Genomic DNA, 15,509 nt, shown 5'->3' with positions numbered 1-15,509 from the left:
CTTTTAGCAAACTCCTCCTTATCAATTTTTTGCAGCTTAATCTCTATATGTTCTATCGGTTGCTTGATTTATTTCTCTATATCTTTCTTATTAAATAAATATGCCTGTTTTGGATGGTTTGGCTGATTTGGATATTTCAACTGTAATTGTCCTTTTCGTAATAGCTTTGTTAAATAATTATTACGTACTCCATCCGGCGTTCTTTCTAGTAAATAAGCAAACTCTTTAAGCATGAGCGGTTTTTCTTTACATAACTCAAGAATAATATGTTCCATCTGATTCGGCGAAAGCCGTTTTTTTTCACGAGCCAGCGCTGCAATATCCCATAGCTTCGTATCAATATTCTCTACATTTACCAAATTAGAAGAATCCTCTTCTTGCTCATTATTATAGGAGTTGTGGTTATTAATATAGGAGTTAACATCGTTATTATATAAGTTACTCTCATTATTATAGCAGTTATCTTCCTTATTAAAGGAGTTAACATCGTTATTATATGACTTAAACTCCTCTATTAATCCTTTATTATAGGAGTAATTATTTTTATTATAGGAGTCAATTTCGACATTGTTTTCAGGTGTATTTTGATATTTTTCGACATCTTTAAAATTATTTCCCGAATCAGTTGCAGACGTATGATAAGTGTCTTTTTCAGAAGAACTTACCTGTCTTTCTTGAGTGGACAAAGATAACGTGACCACTGTACGATGCATAGAAACATCTTGATCAATAGCTGGCGTTTTATAATGATGCAGGCTCCAATTTTGCTTTACTTTTTTCAAACCAGAGCCCGAACGTTCACATAGTCCTAGTAAACTGAATAGCTTAACGATATTTGGATTTCGAAGCTGACTAACGGTATTGCTAAAAACTGAATCTGTAGGTACTAACAAAAGACCTGGATTAGAAAAAACGTAATGAGAAGGTTGCTTTTCTAAAATAACGCCGCCCTCGCCATTATAATCTGCATGAATAAGCATATTAATCAAAACTTCTGTTAAAGAGGAAGCGATTGACGGCTGAGGTTCGCTATTACGAACAATTTCATGAATATGAAAATAAAAATCAAAAATATTTCCTGACCACGTCCCGTCTTGAGAGGTAAAGCGCTCTGTCCATTCTTCGTTCCCTTTACTTTCCCGGTATTCTAAAAAGTATTGTGGTAAAACTTCTGTGATAATCCGTTCTTCACTGAATAAAAGCAGGCCTGCGAGTGTGACTCCTTCTTTATGGGTATCTCTAACCTTTCCCCAAGCTCCTACCTTGTATAAAAACTCCTTTGTTTCAAGCGCATTCCAAGGATGAGCTGGTTTTACTTCAGCAAACCGATCCCGATAGCTTTTGATCGTATCAAAATTTAATTCGTTTAATCCATAGTGCTCTAGGATGAGATTATCTTGTAACATATTCAACTCTCCTATTATCTTTGTATATTTATTTAACAGCGCGAATATGCTGTTTCTTACCTCTTGTTACTAACGTACTAACTTTATTTATCTAGATGCCATCAGCACCCCAAAGTCCAGTCCGTAGATTGTACTTCTGTTATGCAATTTCTTCTAAAACGATATATACATCTTATCTATTCTATCATTTTTTCTTTATTCTCTCCTTCATTTTTCAATCTTCAAAACAGTCGAGTTTATTGTGTAAAAGCTGTGGATATTCACCTTTATCCACAGCTTTTACACAGACTACAAACCCTTTTCTAGCTGTTTTAATATAAATTTGTTATAATACCCTTCATAACAACGGATTAAGTGAGGGATTACGTATGGAAAAAGCTACATTTGCAGGTGGATGTTTCTGGTGTATGGTTACACCTTTTGAAGAGCTAGAAGGTATTCACGGCATTGTATCAGGATATATGGGGGGAACTGTGGATAACCCTACTTATGAGCAAGTAAAATCTGGAACAAGCGGTTACTACGAAGTGGTTCAAATCACATTTGACCCCGAAGTGTTTCCGTATAAACGTTTATTAGATCTTTATTGGCCGCAAATTGATCCAACAGATAACGGAGGTCAATTTCAAGATCGCGGCTCGCAATATCGAACAGCAATTTTTTACCATAACGACAGCCAAAAACAAGCAGCTGAAGAGACGAAGCTAGAGGTCGCAGAAAGCGGACGTTTTAAAAAACCAATCGTAACAAGCATTCTTCCTGCCTCTACGTTTTATGAAGCCGAAGAGTATCACCAAGATTTTCACAAGAAAAATCCAAAGCATTATAAAGAAGACCGCGCTAAGTCTGGTCGAGATGAATTTATTGAAACGAACTGGAAATAATTCTTGTGTTCAAAACAAAGCCGCATAGCGTTTGCTATGCGGCTTTGTTTTACCAATTATCTGTATAAGTCGTTGTTGTTGACGGCACGCTCCAATATTGCTGCGAAGGCTGCCATGCTTTTAACGATCCATCAGCTCTCTTCACAATTGCTTTAAATTGAACATTTTGACTCGCAGGAAAATGGACGGTGCCTCTCCAATCAGCTGTAGATGAATTATATGTTAATTTAATTGGATAAATGGACGTATCCCACTGACCTAGCTCAGCTCTGTCTCCAACAATATAAACCGTTTCTCCTAATGCAGTTGGCGCATTTTTTACTACAACCGTTTGCGCAAGTGGTGTAACGCCCAACGTATTTTTAAATTGCCCCATCAGCGTATCATTGTTAATAACATCGTAGAAACGAAGCAAAGTAAATCCTGCAAAATTATAGTTAAAGGCCATTTCAGCTGCTTTTTTATATTGATCTTCACTGCCTATAGTTAAAGCATTTTCCCCGTTTAAAACAACTCCTTTTGCATTCGCAATACCTGCTACCTGGCGTACAAGCGTCTTTGGCATAGAATATTCCGGATAATTTCCGCTGTCCGTCATTTCTAAGCACGTAAACGTTATATCTAATTTAGCTATTTTAAACGCATCTAAAAGCGCGTTGTAATCATTATATCCAGCAGGTTTTTCTGCAGCATGAGGAATCGTGGGATTGTTATACTGCCAATGAATTCCTGCCACTTTTGCACCGATTGGTACGTTAAAGGTGGAATCAAAAGCCTGATGAGCTAACTGTCCAATACGTTTTGTATGATCTTCCAAAGCTCCTTGATACCATGCTAAGAAATCTTTTCCATAAGCTGTTGAATAACCATCTTTTAAGAACTGATAGCCATCTGATGGTGGTAAAATTTGCGATGCAGACGTTAAATTGGTTCCCCATGCTTGATTAATGCCGGCGAGTGAACCGTATTTAGTCAAAGCATATGATTGAAACTTGCTTTTGGCGAAGTTCGTATACACTTGAAATTTCCCTCTAGACGGATAGCCGGTTCCGTCTGCTGCTGTATAAGACGGATAACGAATTTCACCTGCAGGGCCTCCTGATAAATAGATTTTAGCAATCACGTCTTTATAAGGTGCTAACGCTTGCGCAAATGCAGTGTAGAGCTCTCCGTATTGCTTAGAAATAACGTCCGTTGCAAGCGGGCTTAGCGTTTCTTTATTTGTCGTACCTGTTTCAGATTCAAAGTAAAGGCTGTCATCACTTTTTAAGTTCCATACCCAAGATGGAAGCGGAACGTTACAATCATCTCCTACATTGCCTCCACACTGATGAGTAGAAATAATAGGAACGATCTTTATACCTGCATTACGAGCTGCTTGAGCAAAGCGCTGCGCATAGGAAAAATCGAACTGCTGATCGCCGTTTTTCTCCATATCTCCCCACCAGAAGTCTACTGTCACTGCATAAAATCCATTTTGTTTCGCTTTGCGTAAATCGTTCTCAAACGCTTCCCATGTTGTATAGTCTGTTACCTTTTTTAAAGGCGCCATTAAATAGGTTTTGTAACCTGGATTCATTGATTTTCCATCTACGGCAGCCGCTCCGTTAATTGGACTCAAAATGAAAGCGTTAACAAAAATAAACATCAAAACGAAAGCCAACCCTTTTTTACATAGCTGTTTCATATCTTCCCTCCATTTTTTCAAAATCACCTATAGGTATTCGGCGGATTTTAGTTTTTTCCTTTTTCTTTTATAAAAAAAGACGCCCCGCCAGGACGCCTTCTTCATTAGTTCCAAATCTCATTCACCCATTCAGGATGGTCAATAAAAGGATTGCGGTTATGCTGATAGTCTGAATAAATAATGTCATTTCTACGTCGTTCTCGATCATCTACTGGGTCTTGGGCATTCCATTGAAGAAGCACAGATAATTTCCCGTGATAAGGAGCAGTGCCATTATTCACTGTGTTGTTAAGTTCTAAGTCAGGCTCATCACTTACATCGCCTTCATAGCGCACGGCCATATAAAACAACATACGAGCCACGTCGCCTTTTACTTCATCTCGAGGTTCCCATGAATCACTGTCAAAATAATTTCCGAGTGCTTCGCTATGTTCCGTCCCTCCGTTATCAAAATCTAAGTTTCCTCTCGTACTGTTTACAGATACATCGGTTGGACGTAAGTGATGAAGATCTGTTCCAGGTCCCATAGCTGTTCCAAAATCCCCGTGAGACTTTGCCCAGACGTGCTCACGGTTCCAATCGTCCACTCCGCCTCCATTTGTACTCTTAGCCTGTGAACGCCCTGTGTAGAGCAAAATAACGTTATTTGCGTTAGCTGGATCTTCATCCGTTTTCTTTAAAGCTTCCCATACGGCTGAATACGACAGTTCTGTGTGATGATCAATAATGTTATGAAGCTCTGTCTTTAAGCTGTTTCCTGTTTTTTCAGCTGCAGTACGATAGTAGTCTTCTACTGGAACGGTTGGCTCTGTGGGATCTGGAGCCGGATCAGTTCCTCCTGTTTCTGTACTGATAGAAGTAACTGATTTTATTCCTGGGTGTGAAAAATAAGGAGTGAGTGTGCCCGTAACAGTAAGACTTTTCCCTCTTAACTCCGAGTGACTTTGAAGTCCAAATGTACTTCGCAAATTTGAAGGAATTTGAACGTACACCATCTTGTCTGTATTGGTTTCATTTGAGCTGTCAGCAAGAGCAAGTGCATAATCGTTTGGGTAATTGTTCGTAATAACTGTAGATGTGCCTGTAGGTTGACCTACTACATATCCTTTGACCGTTTGTACACTATTGTTTTGATTCTCAAGAGCTTGTGCAACAGATAAAAATGCGGCTGCTTGACTAACAGGAGTTAAGCTCACTAAAAGAACAAAAACAAGCAGGGATATTGCCCATGTTTTTTTACACAGAGCGTATAATTTCACTTTTTTATTCCTCCTATATGATAGGTTTGAAAACTAGTTTTCTTCTACCTCTTTATATTATTTTTTCACTGTGAATTCCCTGCCTCTTTTTTGTTAAGTTTTATAGTGAAAAAGATGTATTCTTCTTTACAGTGACGGCCACTTTATGCGAAGGGTTATATTTTTAAAAGTCCACATTGGAAAAAGCATTATGTGTCTTTCTTTATATATGGTATAATCAACCGAATCGTAAAAGAGCTTATACCATTTCAGAAAATGAAATGATTTAAATAGAAATGAGGATTGTGTATGCTTAGTTTTGACGAAAAATTAGCTATTATTTCATCGTTTCCAGAGCTGCATCGAAAAGATGTATCTTTAGGACGCGTGAATTTTCATTATGAAGAAAGCGTGTACGATAAAACGGTTGTTGTGCATCATCTGCATCCTAACGGAAATGGATTTGTATATGGAGGGTTTTTAAAAGGATATGAAACAAATGACAAAGGTCTTGTAAATATCCGTGATTATACAGAAGAAGAGCTTCGCTCAATTATTGAAGCTTCTATTGAATCTTTGTCAACCCTTCCTGATACAGCTAGAGAAGAAGCTATTGTAGGGAATGGAAATGAACAGCGCTGGAACGGCCCAGACAATGCAACGCTTTTACTTGTTCATGAAGATGATCTGTGGAATGTTTATTCTGGCTTGAATTTAGAGGCAGCATTTCTATCTTACGAAGAAGCAGAAGATTATTTGTTTGAAGAAGGCTTCCGCCGCCTATAAGCTTGCGTCTATACGCAAAAACCTCGCTGTTGATTAACAGCGAGGTTTTTTCATTTTTTCACAGAAGGCTGAGGGCTAATGCGCGGTATTAAAACCGCAAATAATACAACAACCCCCACACCAATCAATAATAAATAAAACCATTGTAGGTCTGATGACTTTTCAGAAGCAGTTTGTTCTGTTCGATCTTTCTTGTAGGAAGTGTTTTTAGAAGAAAACAAGTTATATTCTTTTGCTTTCGCAGAAATCGTATTATCTTCAGCTGATGCGTTCGCAAAAAGACTTTCTTTTAAGCTCTCTTTCTCTACATCTTCCTCTTTTTCAAATGTAAGATCCTTTATTTCCTCCGGAATATTTCCTACTTCTTTTTTATTTTCTAGCAAAGATTCGGGGTCCAAGTTAATCGGATCATCCTTATATACATTTGGTTTAATCTCTTCAACGTTTCCGTCATCAGCTTCAGCCGCTGCTGCTATAGGGAAATAAAGAAGTGAAAAAATAAGAACAATACTTCCAATCTTCTTATTAAGCACTATAGGTTTCATCATTTTCAACCTCTTTAGTCGTCTTTAAAGCACGAATAATAGATGGCAGAACACTTAAAACGGCAGTCATTCCCAGTAATACAATAAGCGCCTGTCCAAACAGAGACTGCGTATCATATTGAATTGACATATATACTTTAGATACTGGATCTTCGTAATTAAAGTTTGGCATAGATAAGTTAAGAAGCGGGGTAATATAAAATAAAATCAACCCTACTGTCGTCACCCATCCAGCGAAGCTTCCTAATAAGAAAGCAATACGTACGAGTGTAGATGTAGCAAGCAATAAGACGATCGTAAAGATTGACCATTCCATTGCCCGGTCTCCCGATAACGAATAAATATTAAGGCTAAAGATACTTACCATTAACCCTACAATCAAATTCAATAACCCAAACAGCGTACCTTTCACAAGCATAGGTGCATGTCGGTAGTATTGACTGAAATAGCCAATTAGTAAGCTGCTGATTAAGATAATAACCAAAATGACAACTGGTGGAACCTCTTTTACTTTTTCAGCCGGCACTTCACCGCTTACTTGAAGAGGATTAGCTAAATAATGATAAACGTAATCATTATTCTGTCCATCTATTAATGTATTATTTAACAAACGGTATACCTGGCCGCGAACCAACTTCGTTGAATCCACGTTTTGGGCCCACTTGCTGTTAAGCGTGTCAGCTTTATCCTGGACTTCATTTACACGCTTCTGCAATTCATCTGTGTATGTGACAACATTTGCTTGTCTTTCACCTAAAGATGAAATGAGTTCGTTCATTCCCTTCAACTCTTGACCCATACTTTGCTGCAACGTCATTAAGCCCGTTACGTCCGGAGCTTCTTTCTTTTCTAATGCTTGATCTTCACCTGCGCTAGATTGAAGCTCTTGATTCATTGCATTTGCTTTTTCTTGAATAGCTGATAGCTCTTCCATAATAGATGCTTGTTCAGCATCAACTGTTTGTCCATATTGATCAGCAAAATCTTGCACTGAACTTTGGAACTGTGCTAACTCTTCTTTTGTTAGAGACAGGTTTTGTTGGATTTGCTTACGTGCATCTTGAGAAGAGACGGTGCCAGCTAACGCCTGCTGCAAACTTCCTTTAATAGAGTCATTGTTAAGGACGCTGTTCTGTATGTCTGTATTTCCTACCTGAGCTAAAGTCAAATCATACTGCGATAAATCACCGTAGTACTTTAGCAGATCTTCTGCACTGCTGCTTTGAATCTTACCTGAGAATGTATTGCTCAACTTTTCCTTGCGAGAAGCTGAAAGGTTTGGAGAAGATAAAATTTTATCTTCTTTGTTTGTAATCATCGTAATGAGATTGTCTACATTCACACTACCTTTAGAAGGCTTTTTGCCGTCTTCTTTCAACTTTTCATTCTCTTTTTTTAATCGTTCATTTTCTTCTTGAAGCTTAGCAATTTGACTGCTCGACGACTTGGTCGCTTCTTCTAAGTCTTTCTCTGCTTTGTTTTTCTGTGCTGTCAAAGACTTAACGTCTGCTTCCAAACTGGCAATTTTCTGCTTCAGCTCATCCGTATTTTCTCCTGAAGCTTCCGGCTGAACTGTTACATTTTGCAGTTCATCTTTGACTGCTTGTACCTGTGTTTTCAGATTAGCCACTTTTTCAAGCGCACTTTTCACAGCATTGGATGTACCTGATGCATCGGATGTGTCCGGTGTTTCAGGCGTTTCAGGCGTTTCCGTTCCCTCAGATGTCTCAGGTACTTCAGGCGCTTCAGGTGTTTCGTTCACCATTCCTTGGAGCTGCTGTTCTAAGTCTTCAAGCCCTTTTGATATATCATCAAGCTTTGCTGTTTGCTGAGATAAATCCACTTTAATTGGTTCCGACGTTCCTTCACCTTGACCGGAATCTGGCTGAGTTCCATCATCTTCTCCAGGATCCGTTGGCGTCTCTCCACCTTGATTCGGATCTGGCTGAGTTCCGTCACCTTCCCCAGGGTCCGTTGGCGTCTCTCCACCTTGATTCGGATCTGGCTGAGCTTCGCCGTCTTCTCCTGGATCCGTTGAGCCTCCGCCACCCTCATTTGATGAAGCTGCCTCTAGCTGCGCACGAAGCGGCTTTAGCTTACTTTCAATTTGATTTAGGGTTGTTTGCTCAGACTGCTGTTTATATGAACTGACTATTTGGCCGTTCAAATCTTGCAGAGCTTTTTCTTGTTCACTGACGTTATCCGCTTGTTGGTCTCCAAGTTCTCCGACGGCTTTTTGATTTTGATCCAACTGCTGTTGAATGGAAGATAAGCCACTAAACACTTGATTGGCCTGCTCATTAAAACTTTGCTTAGAGCTTGGCTGATTAGATTCAAGGGAAGACAGCCCTTCTTGAATCGCAGTGACGCTTTGAGCCTGCGTTTTTTCAAGCATTTGTTTCTGTGTTTCTTGATATGTTTGATATTGATTTACATATTCAATAAAGCTGTTTAAATTCTTTTCAACCTGTTCTACGTCGCCTTGTCTGTCACTCGAACCTTTTTCCGCTTTATTTACATTATCTTGGATTTGCTGAAGAATTTTCTTTTGATCATTTAATTCACCTGCTAAATCTTTTGAATTCGGTTTATAAAAAGCGACCATTGTTTTTTGAAAGGCTATTTCTTTATTTAGAATTTTATCGAACTGTCCGCGTACCTTATCCACTTCCTGTGATACATAACTCCAGTACAAAGAGGACATTTCATTATTAACCTTTGTAGTAGCATCTTCTAATTCCCCTACTACTTTTTCCTTATTAACTGCGTTAAGCTGACTTTGAACTTTGTATTCCAAAGTAGCTTTTTCTGGCTTTTTTTCCTGATACGATAAAATATTTTGTGAGAAGGTCGAGGGAATATAGATAACCGCATCATATTTTCCATTCTGTAAACCGCTTGTAGCTGCGCTTCGTCCAAGCACGGTCCATTGATAATCCGACCCCTCCTGTAAAAGAGGAGTCACTTTTTCTCCAAACTCTATCGCTTTTTCACTATTTTCTTTTACTCCATTATCTTCGTTAACCACCGCAATCGTTCTTGTTGAGTTTTCTGTGACTTGCAGCGGGTTGTCTCCAATATACTGGAAAAAGAAAGAAGGAAGAGCCAAAATTAAAACAACAGCTAATATGACTTTAAGTGTATACTTACGCTGTTCGGTCATGTTAAGATCTTCCTTTCACTTACACATAGCGGGATTTGAATTCTTGTTTCTTTTCCACTTTTAATATAATAACCGAAGCCAGGGTTAATGTCGGCTTCTTTTCGGTCATAAGGAAGTGTAAATAAGCTTTGCTCTGTTTTCTTCATCAGCAACACAGCTTGGCTAATTTGCTTCACTTCTGTTGTTAACGCGTCAAATCCTTTTGAAAACTCATTGTTGTTCCCTGCAACAATCAAGTTAAAGCCCAGGTGACTATAATTTTTCATCAATTTTGTAATACGATCCTGCAGGACGCTATCTAAGTTTTGCTGGAATCGTACAAATCCGTCTACTACAAGCATGATCGGGGCAAATGAAAGACTGTGTACCGTTCCTTCCTGCACTGCTTCCAAATACTTAATTTCACGTCGCTGCAATCGTTCTTCAGTTAAATCAAGCCAGTCGATAATCTGTTCTTTTGTTTCCATGTACACAACTTGCTCTTCAGCTGCATAGCTTGATAAACCGCGGTCAACCGAATCAAATAGTCCGATTTGCTTCACGCCTTGTTCAAGCGCTGTTTGCAGTATGACCTTCACTACATTTGTCTTTCCTTTTTGCGTCTGCCCCATGACGATGCAATGCTTATTTTTCGTAAAGTTCATATGCACCGGTCGAACAAACTCTTCATCTAATCCAAGAGGAATGACTCCTTTTTCCCTAATAACCCTTCTGTCCGTCATAAACTCGACAAGTACAAGTTTCGATGACAGCATTGGTACAGGCTCCGGAACAATAGCATCAGCATATTGATTCTTTAATCGTTGAATATGCAGCTTAACTGCATCAAAGATTTCAAAATCATCTTTTCCTTCCGCAGGTAAAAACAGCTGCGCAAAATAAGGTTGATCCGTTTTAATAATAGCCCGGCCTGGAATAGACTCTAGCGCATACGGCGTACGTCCTAAAATAGAATACGCTTCTGAATGATCCATTAAATAATGAACAACTTTCGTTTTCAAGTTATTCATAAGCGACTGACGAATAGAATTCACGCGCGTCGCGGTAAAGATCATATAAATTCCTAAAGACTGACCGTCACGCACGAGCTGTGTGAACTGCATTTCTAGATCTTGCATTTCTTCTTTGACAAGATCAAAATTATCAATCGTGATAAAAATTAGAGGAAGCTCTTCTGAACTTAGAGCATTATACATTTTGATATTGCTAACTTCCCGCTGTTGAAATAACTGCTTTCGCCTTGCGATTTCTTGTTTGATAATCGTCATGAATTTTTCAATTTTACGCATTTGATCCATTAAGAAATAATCCGCCGTATGAGGCAGCTGACGAAGCGGCAGCAGCGTGCCGTTTCCAAAGTCAAAAATGTAATAATGAAGCTGCTCCGGGCTCTTTCTTTCAGCTAGATTAAGAAGCAACATCATGACTGTAAACGATTTACCGTATCCTGACGAACCAAATATACCAATGTTTCCATCGTCCATCAGCTGATAGTTGTATACCGTTTGACTTTGCTTTTCCGGTTCATCAATCAAGCCAATTGGGAATACGCCGTCTCGCTTCTCTGTGTACTCACTGCGAAGCAATCTCTCTTTAAGAGGCGGCAGCCATGGACTATTTAATTTTTTGATAGCTAGTTCCTGCTGCGTTTTTTCAATTTTTTGCACCACAACATCAATTTCTGCTTCCGCTTGTTTAGATGAAGTCTGCTGAGTAGATACATCAGATAAAGGAATCAACCCGAGATCTGTGACAATGGCGACTTCATCTTCCGCCCCATACGTATCTTCCATGTACGGCGCGCCGCTCCAAGCTGACTGAAACAGTTCATACACTTCATTATTTCCAACCTGCAGATAGCCTCGACCCGTCACCGTAATAGAAGCAGCGTCCGCATTTTTTAAGATTTCTTTACTGTCAGCGGCATCTTGGACTTTTAAAGCTACTTTAAAGCGCGCATTACTCCAAATTTGATCGTCAATAACACCGCCTGGCTTTTGCGTCGCTAAAATTAAATGAACGCCCAGACTACGTCCAATGCGCGCCGCGCTGACTAATTCCCGAATGAACTCTGGTTCTTCACTTTTTAACTCGGCAAATTCATCCGAGATTAAGAATAAATGAGGCAGAGGTTCTTCTGCCATACCTTGCTTATATAAATCTGTATAATCATTAATGTGATTGACTTCATATCTATCAAACAAGCGCTGGCGTCGCTTTAATTCACTTTTAATAGAAGCTAGGGCTCTTGTACTAAAATTCTTACTTCCTTCAATGTTTGTAATAGTTCCAAGCAGATGAGGCATATTTTTAAACGGCTGAGCCATTCCTCCGCCCTTATAGTCAATCAATAAAAACGCGACTTCATGGGGGTGGAAATTCACCGCTAGAGAAAGAATGTACGTTTGTAAGAATTCACTTTTCCCTGACCCCGTCGTACCTGCAAGTAATCCATGAGGGCCGTGAGCTTTTTCATGAAGATTTAGTTCAACAATATCTTCTTTTCCTTTTAAACCAATGGGAACTGCTAGCGACTTAGCTGATTCATTGCTTTGCCACCTTTGCACGATATCCAACTCACCAATTTCTCTTGCTTTAAATAATTCTAAGAATGAAACGCTATTTGGAATTGAGTTGGTCATACCAACTTGGTGATCCAATGTCCGCAGCATCCTTGCAAATCTTTCATTATAATCAAGCGTGTGTTTATCAAGCTGAAATGGAATATTCACAGCTTTTTGCTTTTGAATTAATATATCCCCCTCGGATTCGTTAATATAACGGACGAGTGTATGAACATGCTCCGTTAAGCTTTCCTTTGTCTCTGCCGCAAATATCGCAGAAAACCCAAGGTGAGGGTGATATCCTTCTAAATACTCTAAGATAACGTGATCTGCAATTAACTGCTGATTCGTAATAATAAAAACAAAGTGAGGCAAGAAAACCCCTTCTCCTTTTGCTTCATCTAAATCGCGTTCTCTCAGCATTTCATAAATAGAAGATAAAAGCTGATCTCTCGTTTGTTCATTATAGATGAAACCTTTCGCAAAAGAATGCGGAAGCTGAAAATGAGGAAGCCATTTCATCCATTCCCACTCTTTATATTCTTCTTCATCAAAAATGAATACGAATCTTACGTCATGATAACTGTGGGAAAATGCCAGCTGTCCTACAAGCTGATGCAGTTCATTCTTCACCGTTTTCATCTTTCCTACCAGACCGATAGAGCCTAAACCTAAATGAGCGGTAACAGGGGCATTTTTCACTTCTCGATAGACCTTTTCCATGTGCTGAGACTGCTCAAGCAAATCATCAATTTCTCGATTAGCCATATCTCCGCTATTCAAAGAAATTTGGTAGCTTCCCGGAACTGTTCCTGTTCCAAGGCGCACCTGTAAAAAATCACTGCTTTCTACAGTTCGTTCCCAAATTCGATCAGAAATCTGTTCTGTTAAATATTTCATTCGTTCAAACGTCGGAAAATGATAAGATAATACATCTCGTTGAACTGATACTAGTTCTTGTAATTCCTCGCGCTTATTCTCTAAATACTTGGTATAAATTCGACGACGACGCTCCTGCCGCTTCTTGCGCTGTTTTTTATCTTTGAAGTATTGAACGGTAGATACAATCAGCGTGGTCGTAAACATCATGACAGATATAATAATAAAAATTCCCCTAGGCTGAATAATCGAGACCGTACCCATGACTAAAAGCATGACTAATGGCGGTAAAATGGTAAGCCACAAGCTTCGGTTATTTTCATCATTGTCTTGAGACGGAAAGGACAAGCTCACCTTATCATTAGGCAAATCATATATCATGCGCGGTGTCCGTCTATAAACGGGGTACTTCTTTTTCATTTCAGAAATAGGCTGTGCCGTAGTTGGAAGCTTAGATGCATAATCATAGCAGCTTTGAATCTTCAGCAAATCTTTTTCGATCAATTGAATCGTCATAGAAGACCATAAAATAAGATCTCCGGGCTGAAGGTTCGTATTCTCTTCTAGTCGGTGTCCGTTAAGATAAAGCGGTTCTTGGTTATAAAAGACCTTCCACTTCCCGTTTATCTTTGATAGGTAAAATCCTTCTTTTGGCTCTACTACACACTTTTCTTTCTGCTGATACACATCAGCTGTTTCATCACTTGTGGAAAACGAGACTTCTGATCCGTAATCAATATAATAGACAGCTTCTTTAACAGCCGTGTCTGTAAGGACAAAGGTTAAAGCATGTCCTTGTTCTCGCCATACAAACGACTCAGAAACAGATAGCTCTGCTATCCTTTTTTCTCCGTAGGAAATCAAGAGCCGGCCGTTCTTTTCAGATGACAGAGTCATTTGTCCTTTCTCAAACGGATAGGAAAACGTAAAAGTTTGATGCTGAGTGTTTCCTACCGTTGCTTGGCGAAAGGTTTTAAAATCTACAGGCAGCTGCTGATACGTTTGCCCACTAACTACCCAAAGCATATTCATACAACTACCTCCCTACTTCGATTGATCTTCCTGCTGTTTTTTCTGCTCTTCTTGTTTCTTTTTCTCGGCTTCTGCAGCTTTCTGTTCTTCTTCCTGCTGTTTGGCCGCCTGTGCCTCCTCAGCTTGTTTCTCTTCTTGCTGCTTGGCTGCTTCAGCTTCTTGCTGATCATTTTCTTTCTTAAATTCTTCAAGTTCGTTCGCTACTTTATCAAGCTCCTCTTGCTTTTTATCAGCCGCTAAATCGTTGTCTGTCTTTAGCTGACCTTCGTATTTCATTAGTGCATAGATAATTAACGAACGTTCTTCTAACAACCTGCTGACTTCTAGCGCTTTTTTGTTGTCTCCTCGGCCAATGTAAAACCAATAGGCAAAATACTGAGGATCTGACTGAAGCGTAATAGTCTTTAAAGCATTTGCTTTTTGCTCCTCCCCTAACTTTTCATTAACAAGATAGGAAGTTGCTATTTCGTATTGCACAATTTTAGGCATGCTTTCAATGTCGTAATCTTCAAGTGTGTCGACTACTTTGCTGTAGTTTTTTTCAAGAAAGTATTCGTTGCTTTCTACAAATGCTTCTTGTTTCGGCTGAGCAAAAAAGTAAGAGTAAAAAGTATAAATAAGAGCTGGAATTAATAAGACAAGTATACCTACAGATGAAAACTTAAAAATGGTCCAGCGTTTTTGAGGAAGTTGAACCAGTGTCTTTTGATGCTTTTCAATTTGAGTTAGCTTATGCTGAACAAATTGACTCAACTCTTCCTCATTGCTGATATGCATTATTTTTTTAGCGTCTTCTTTTAATTGCAAGGTCTCATATAACTTAAAATACTGTTCAAATGTATGCGATGAGTCAACGGCCGCTGCTATCGTAGCCTTTAACTCTTGAAAACTTTGTTCCCCGTTAGACTCATAAGGAGGTAAACTTTCTTTGACTCCATAATGTAAAAAAGCCGGACTTAAACTTTTATCAAAAATGATATTTTCTGGACAAATCAACAAATGCAGCCTTGAAAAAGAATGCTGCTTTACCTGTTTGATAAGCTGATCTGCAAACAGCCACTTTTGCTGTTCTTCTTTTCCTCTTAATGCTGTAAAAGGTTGAAATTCAGAGGTAGGCTTAATTGTTATTTTAAGTTCATTATCGCTCATCATGATTTCTTTTTGAAAAGCCGTGTTTACATCCTTTAACATTTCAATTTCAACAGAACGATTAAGTCGAATTTTTTCTTTTTGAAAAACAAATGTATATTCATTATTATGACGTGTCATTACAGCTTCGAGCTGTTCTTCTAAGTAAGTCGGTTTCTTCTCTGACATTCTAATAG

The 15,509-nt window shown here is 39.0% G+C and carries 9 protein-coding genes; 2 read left to right on the top strand and 7 right to left on the bottom strand.

What is annotated here, in order from left to right:
* Window positions 1-68 precede the first annotated feature (68 nt).
* Window positions 69-1,406 (bottom strand): ATP-binding protein, encoded by a 1,338-nt coding sequence (locus BG04_RS13315; RefSeq protein WP_034654761.1) that lies wholly within the window; start codon window positions 1,404-1,406, stop codon window positions 69-71.
* A gap of 368 nt (window positions 1,407-1,774) precedes the next feature.
* On the opposite strand from BG04_RS13315, the gene msrA reads away from it, so the two are divergent.
* Window positions 1,775-2,290, top strand: coding sequence for a peptide-methionine (S)-S-oxide reductase MsrA (gene msrA / locus BG04_RS13310; protein ID WP_034654759.1), 516 nt, complete (start codon window positions 1,775-1,777; stop codon window positions 2,288-2,290).
* Between the two features lie 49 nt (window positions 2,291-2,339).
* Here msrA and BG04_RS13305 read toward each other — a convergent pair whose 3' ends face one another.
* Together BG04_RS13305 and BG04_RS13300 are read right to left on the bottom strand one after the other, a co-directional pair.
* The gene (locus BG04_RS13305) at window positions 2,340-3,977 is read right to left on the bottom strand and encodes a family 14 glycosylhydrolase (RefSeq protein WP_034654758.1); all 1,638 of its coding nucleotides are present in this window, start codon (window positions 3,975-3,977) and stop codon (window positions 2,340-2,342) included.
* A gap of 104 nt (window positions 3,978-4,081) precedes the next feature.
* Window positions 4,082-5,236, bottom strand: a complete 1,155-nt coding sequence (locus tag BG04_RS13300; protein WP_034654756.1) for an endonuclease — start codon at window positions 5,234-5,236, stop codon at window positions 4,082-4,084.
* Window positions 5,237-5,524: 288 nt separating this feature from the next.
* On the opposite strand from BG04_RS13300, the gene BG04_RS13295 reads away from it, so the two are divergent.
* On the top strand, window positions 5,525-6,001 hold the full coding sequence (locus BG04_RS13295) for a hypothetical protein (protein ID WP_013081504.1): 477 nt from the start codon (window positions 5,525-5,527) through the stop codon (window positions 5,999-6,001).
* 50 nt (window positions 6,002-6,051) lie between these two features.
* On the opposite strand, the gene essA is transcribed toward BG04_RS13295, so the two are convergent.
* Genes essA through essB form a run of 4 tightly spaced genes read right to left on the bottom strand, consistent with a single transcriptional unit; the run spans window position 6,052 to window position 15,501 of the window.
* Entirely contained in the window at window positions 6,052-6,549 is a 498-nt protein-coding gene (essA, locus tag BG04_RS13290; RefSeq protein WP_016762830.1) for a type VII secretion protein EssA, read from the bottom strand.
* Window positions 6,527-9,709 (bottom strand): type VII secretion protein EsaA, encoded by a 3,183-nt coding sequence (esaA, locus tag BG04_RS13285; protein WP_034654754.1) that lies wholly within the window; start codon window positions 9,707-9,709, stop codon window positions 6,527-6,529. Before esaA ends, essA begins: the two co-directional genes overlap by 23 nt.
* A complete protein-coding gene (essC, locus tag BG04_RS13280) occupies window positions 9,706-14,184 on the bottom strand; it encodes a type VII secretion protein EssC (RefSeq protein WP_034654752.1) in 4,479 nt (1,492 codons plus the stop codon). Before essC ends, esaA begins: the two co-directional genes overlap by 4 nt.
* Window positions 14,185-14,196: 12 nt before the next feature.
* Window positions 14,197-15,501, bottom strand: a complete 1,305-nt coding sequence (gene essB / locus BG04_RS13275; RefSeq protein ID WP_034654751.1) for a type VII secretion protein EssB — start codon at window positions 15,499-15,501, stop codon at window positions 14,197-14,199.
* Window positions 15,502-15,509: the final 8 nt, after the last annotated feature.

Source organism: Priestia megaterium NBRC 15308 = ATCC 14581 (assembly GCF_000832985.1).
Taxonomy (GTDB): domain Bacteria; phylum Bacillota; class Bacilli; order Bacillales; family Bacillaceae_H; genus Priestia; species Priestia megaterium.
This window is presented reverse-complemented; position numbering and strand designations above follow the sequence as displayed.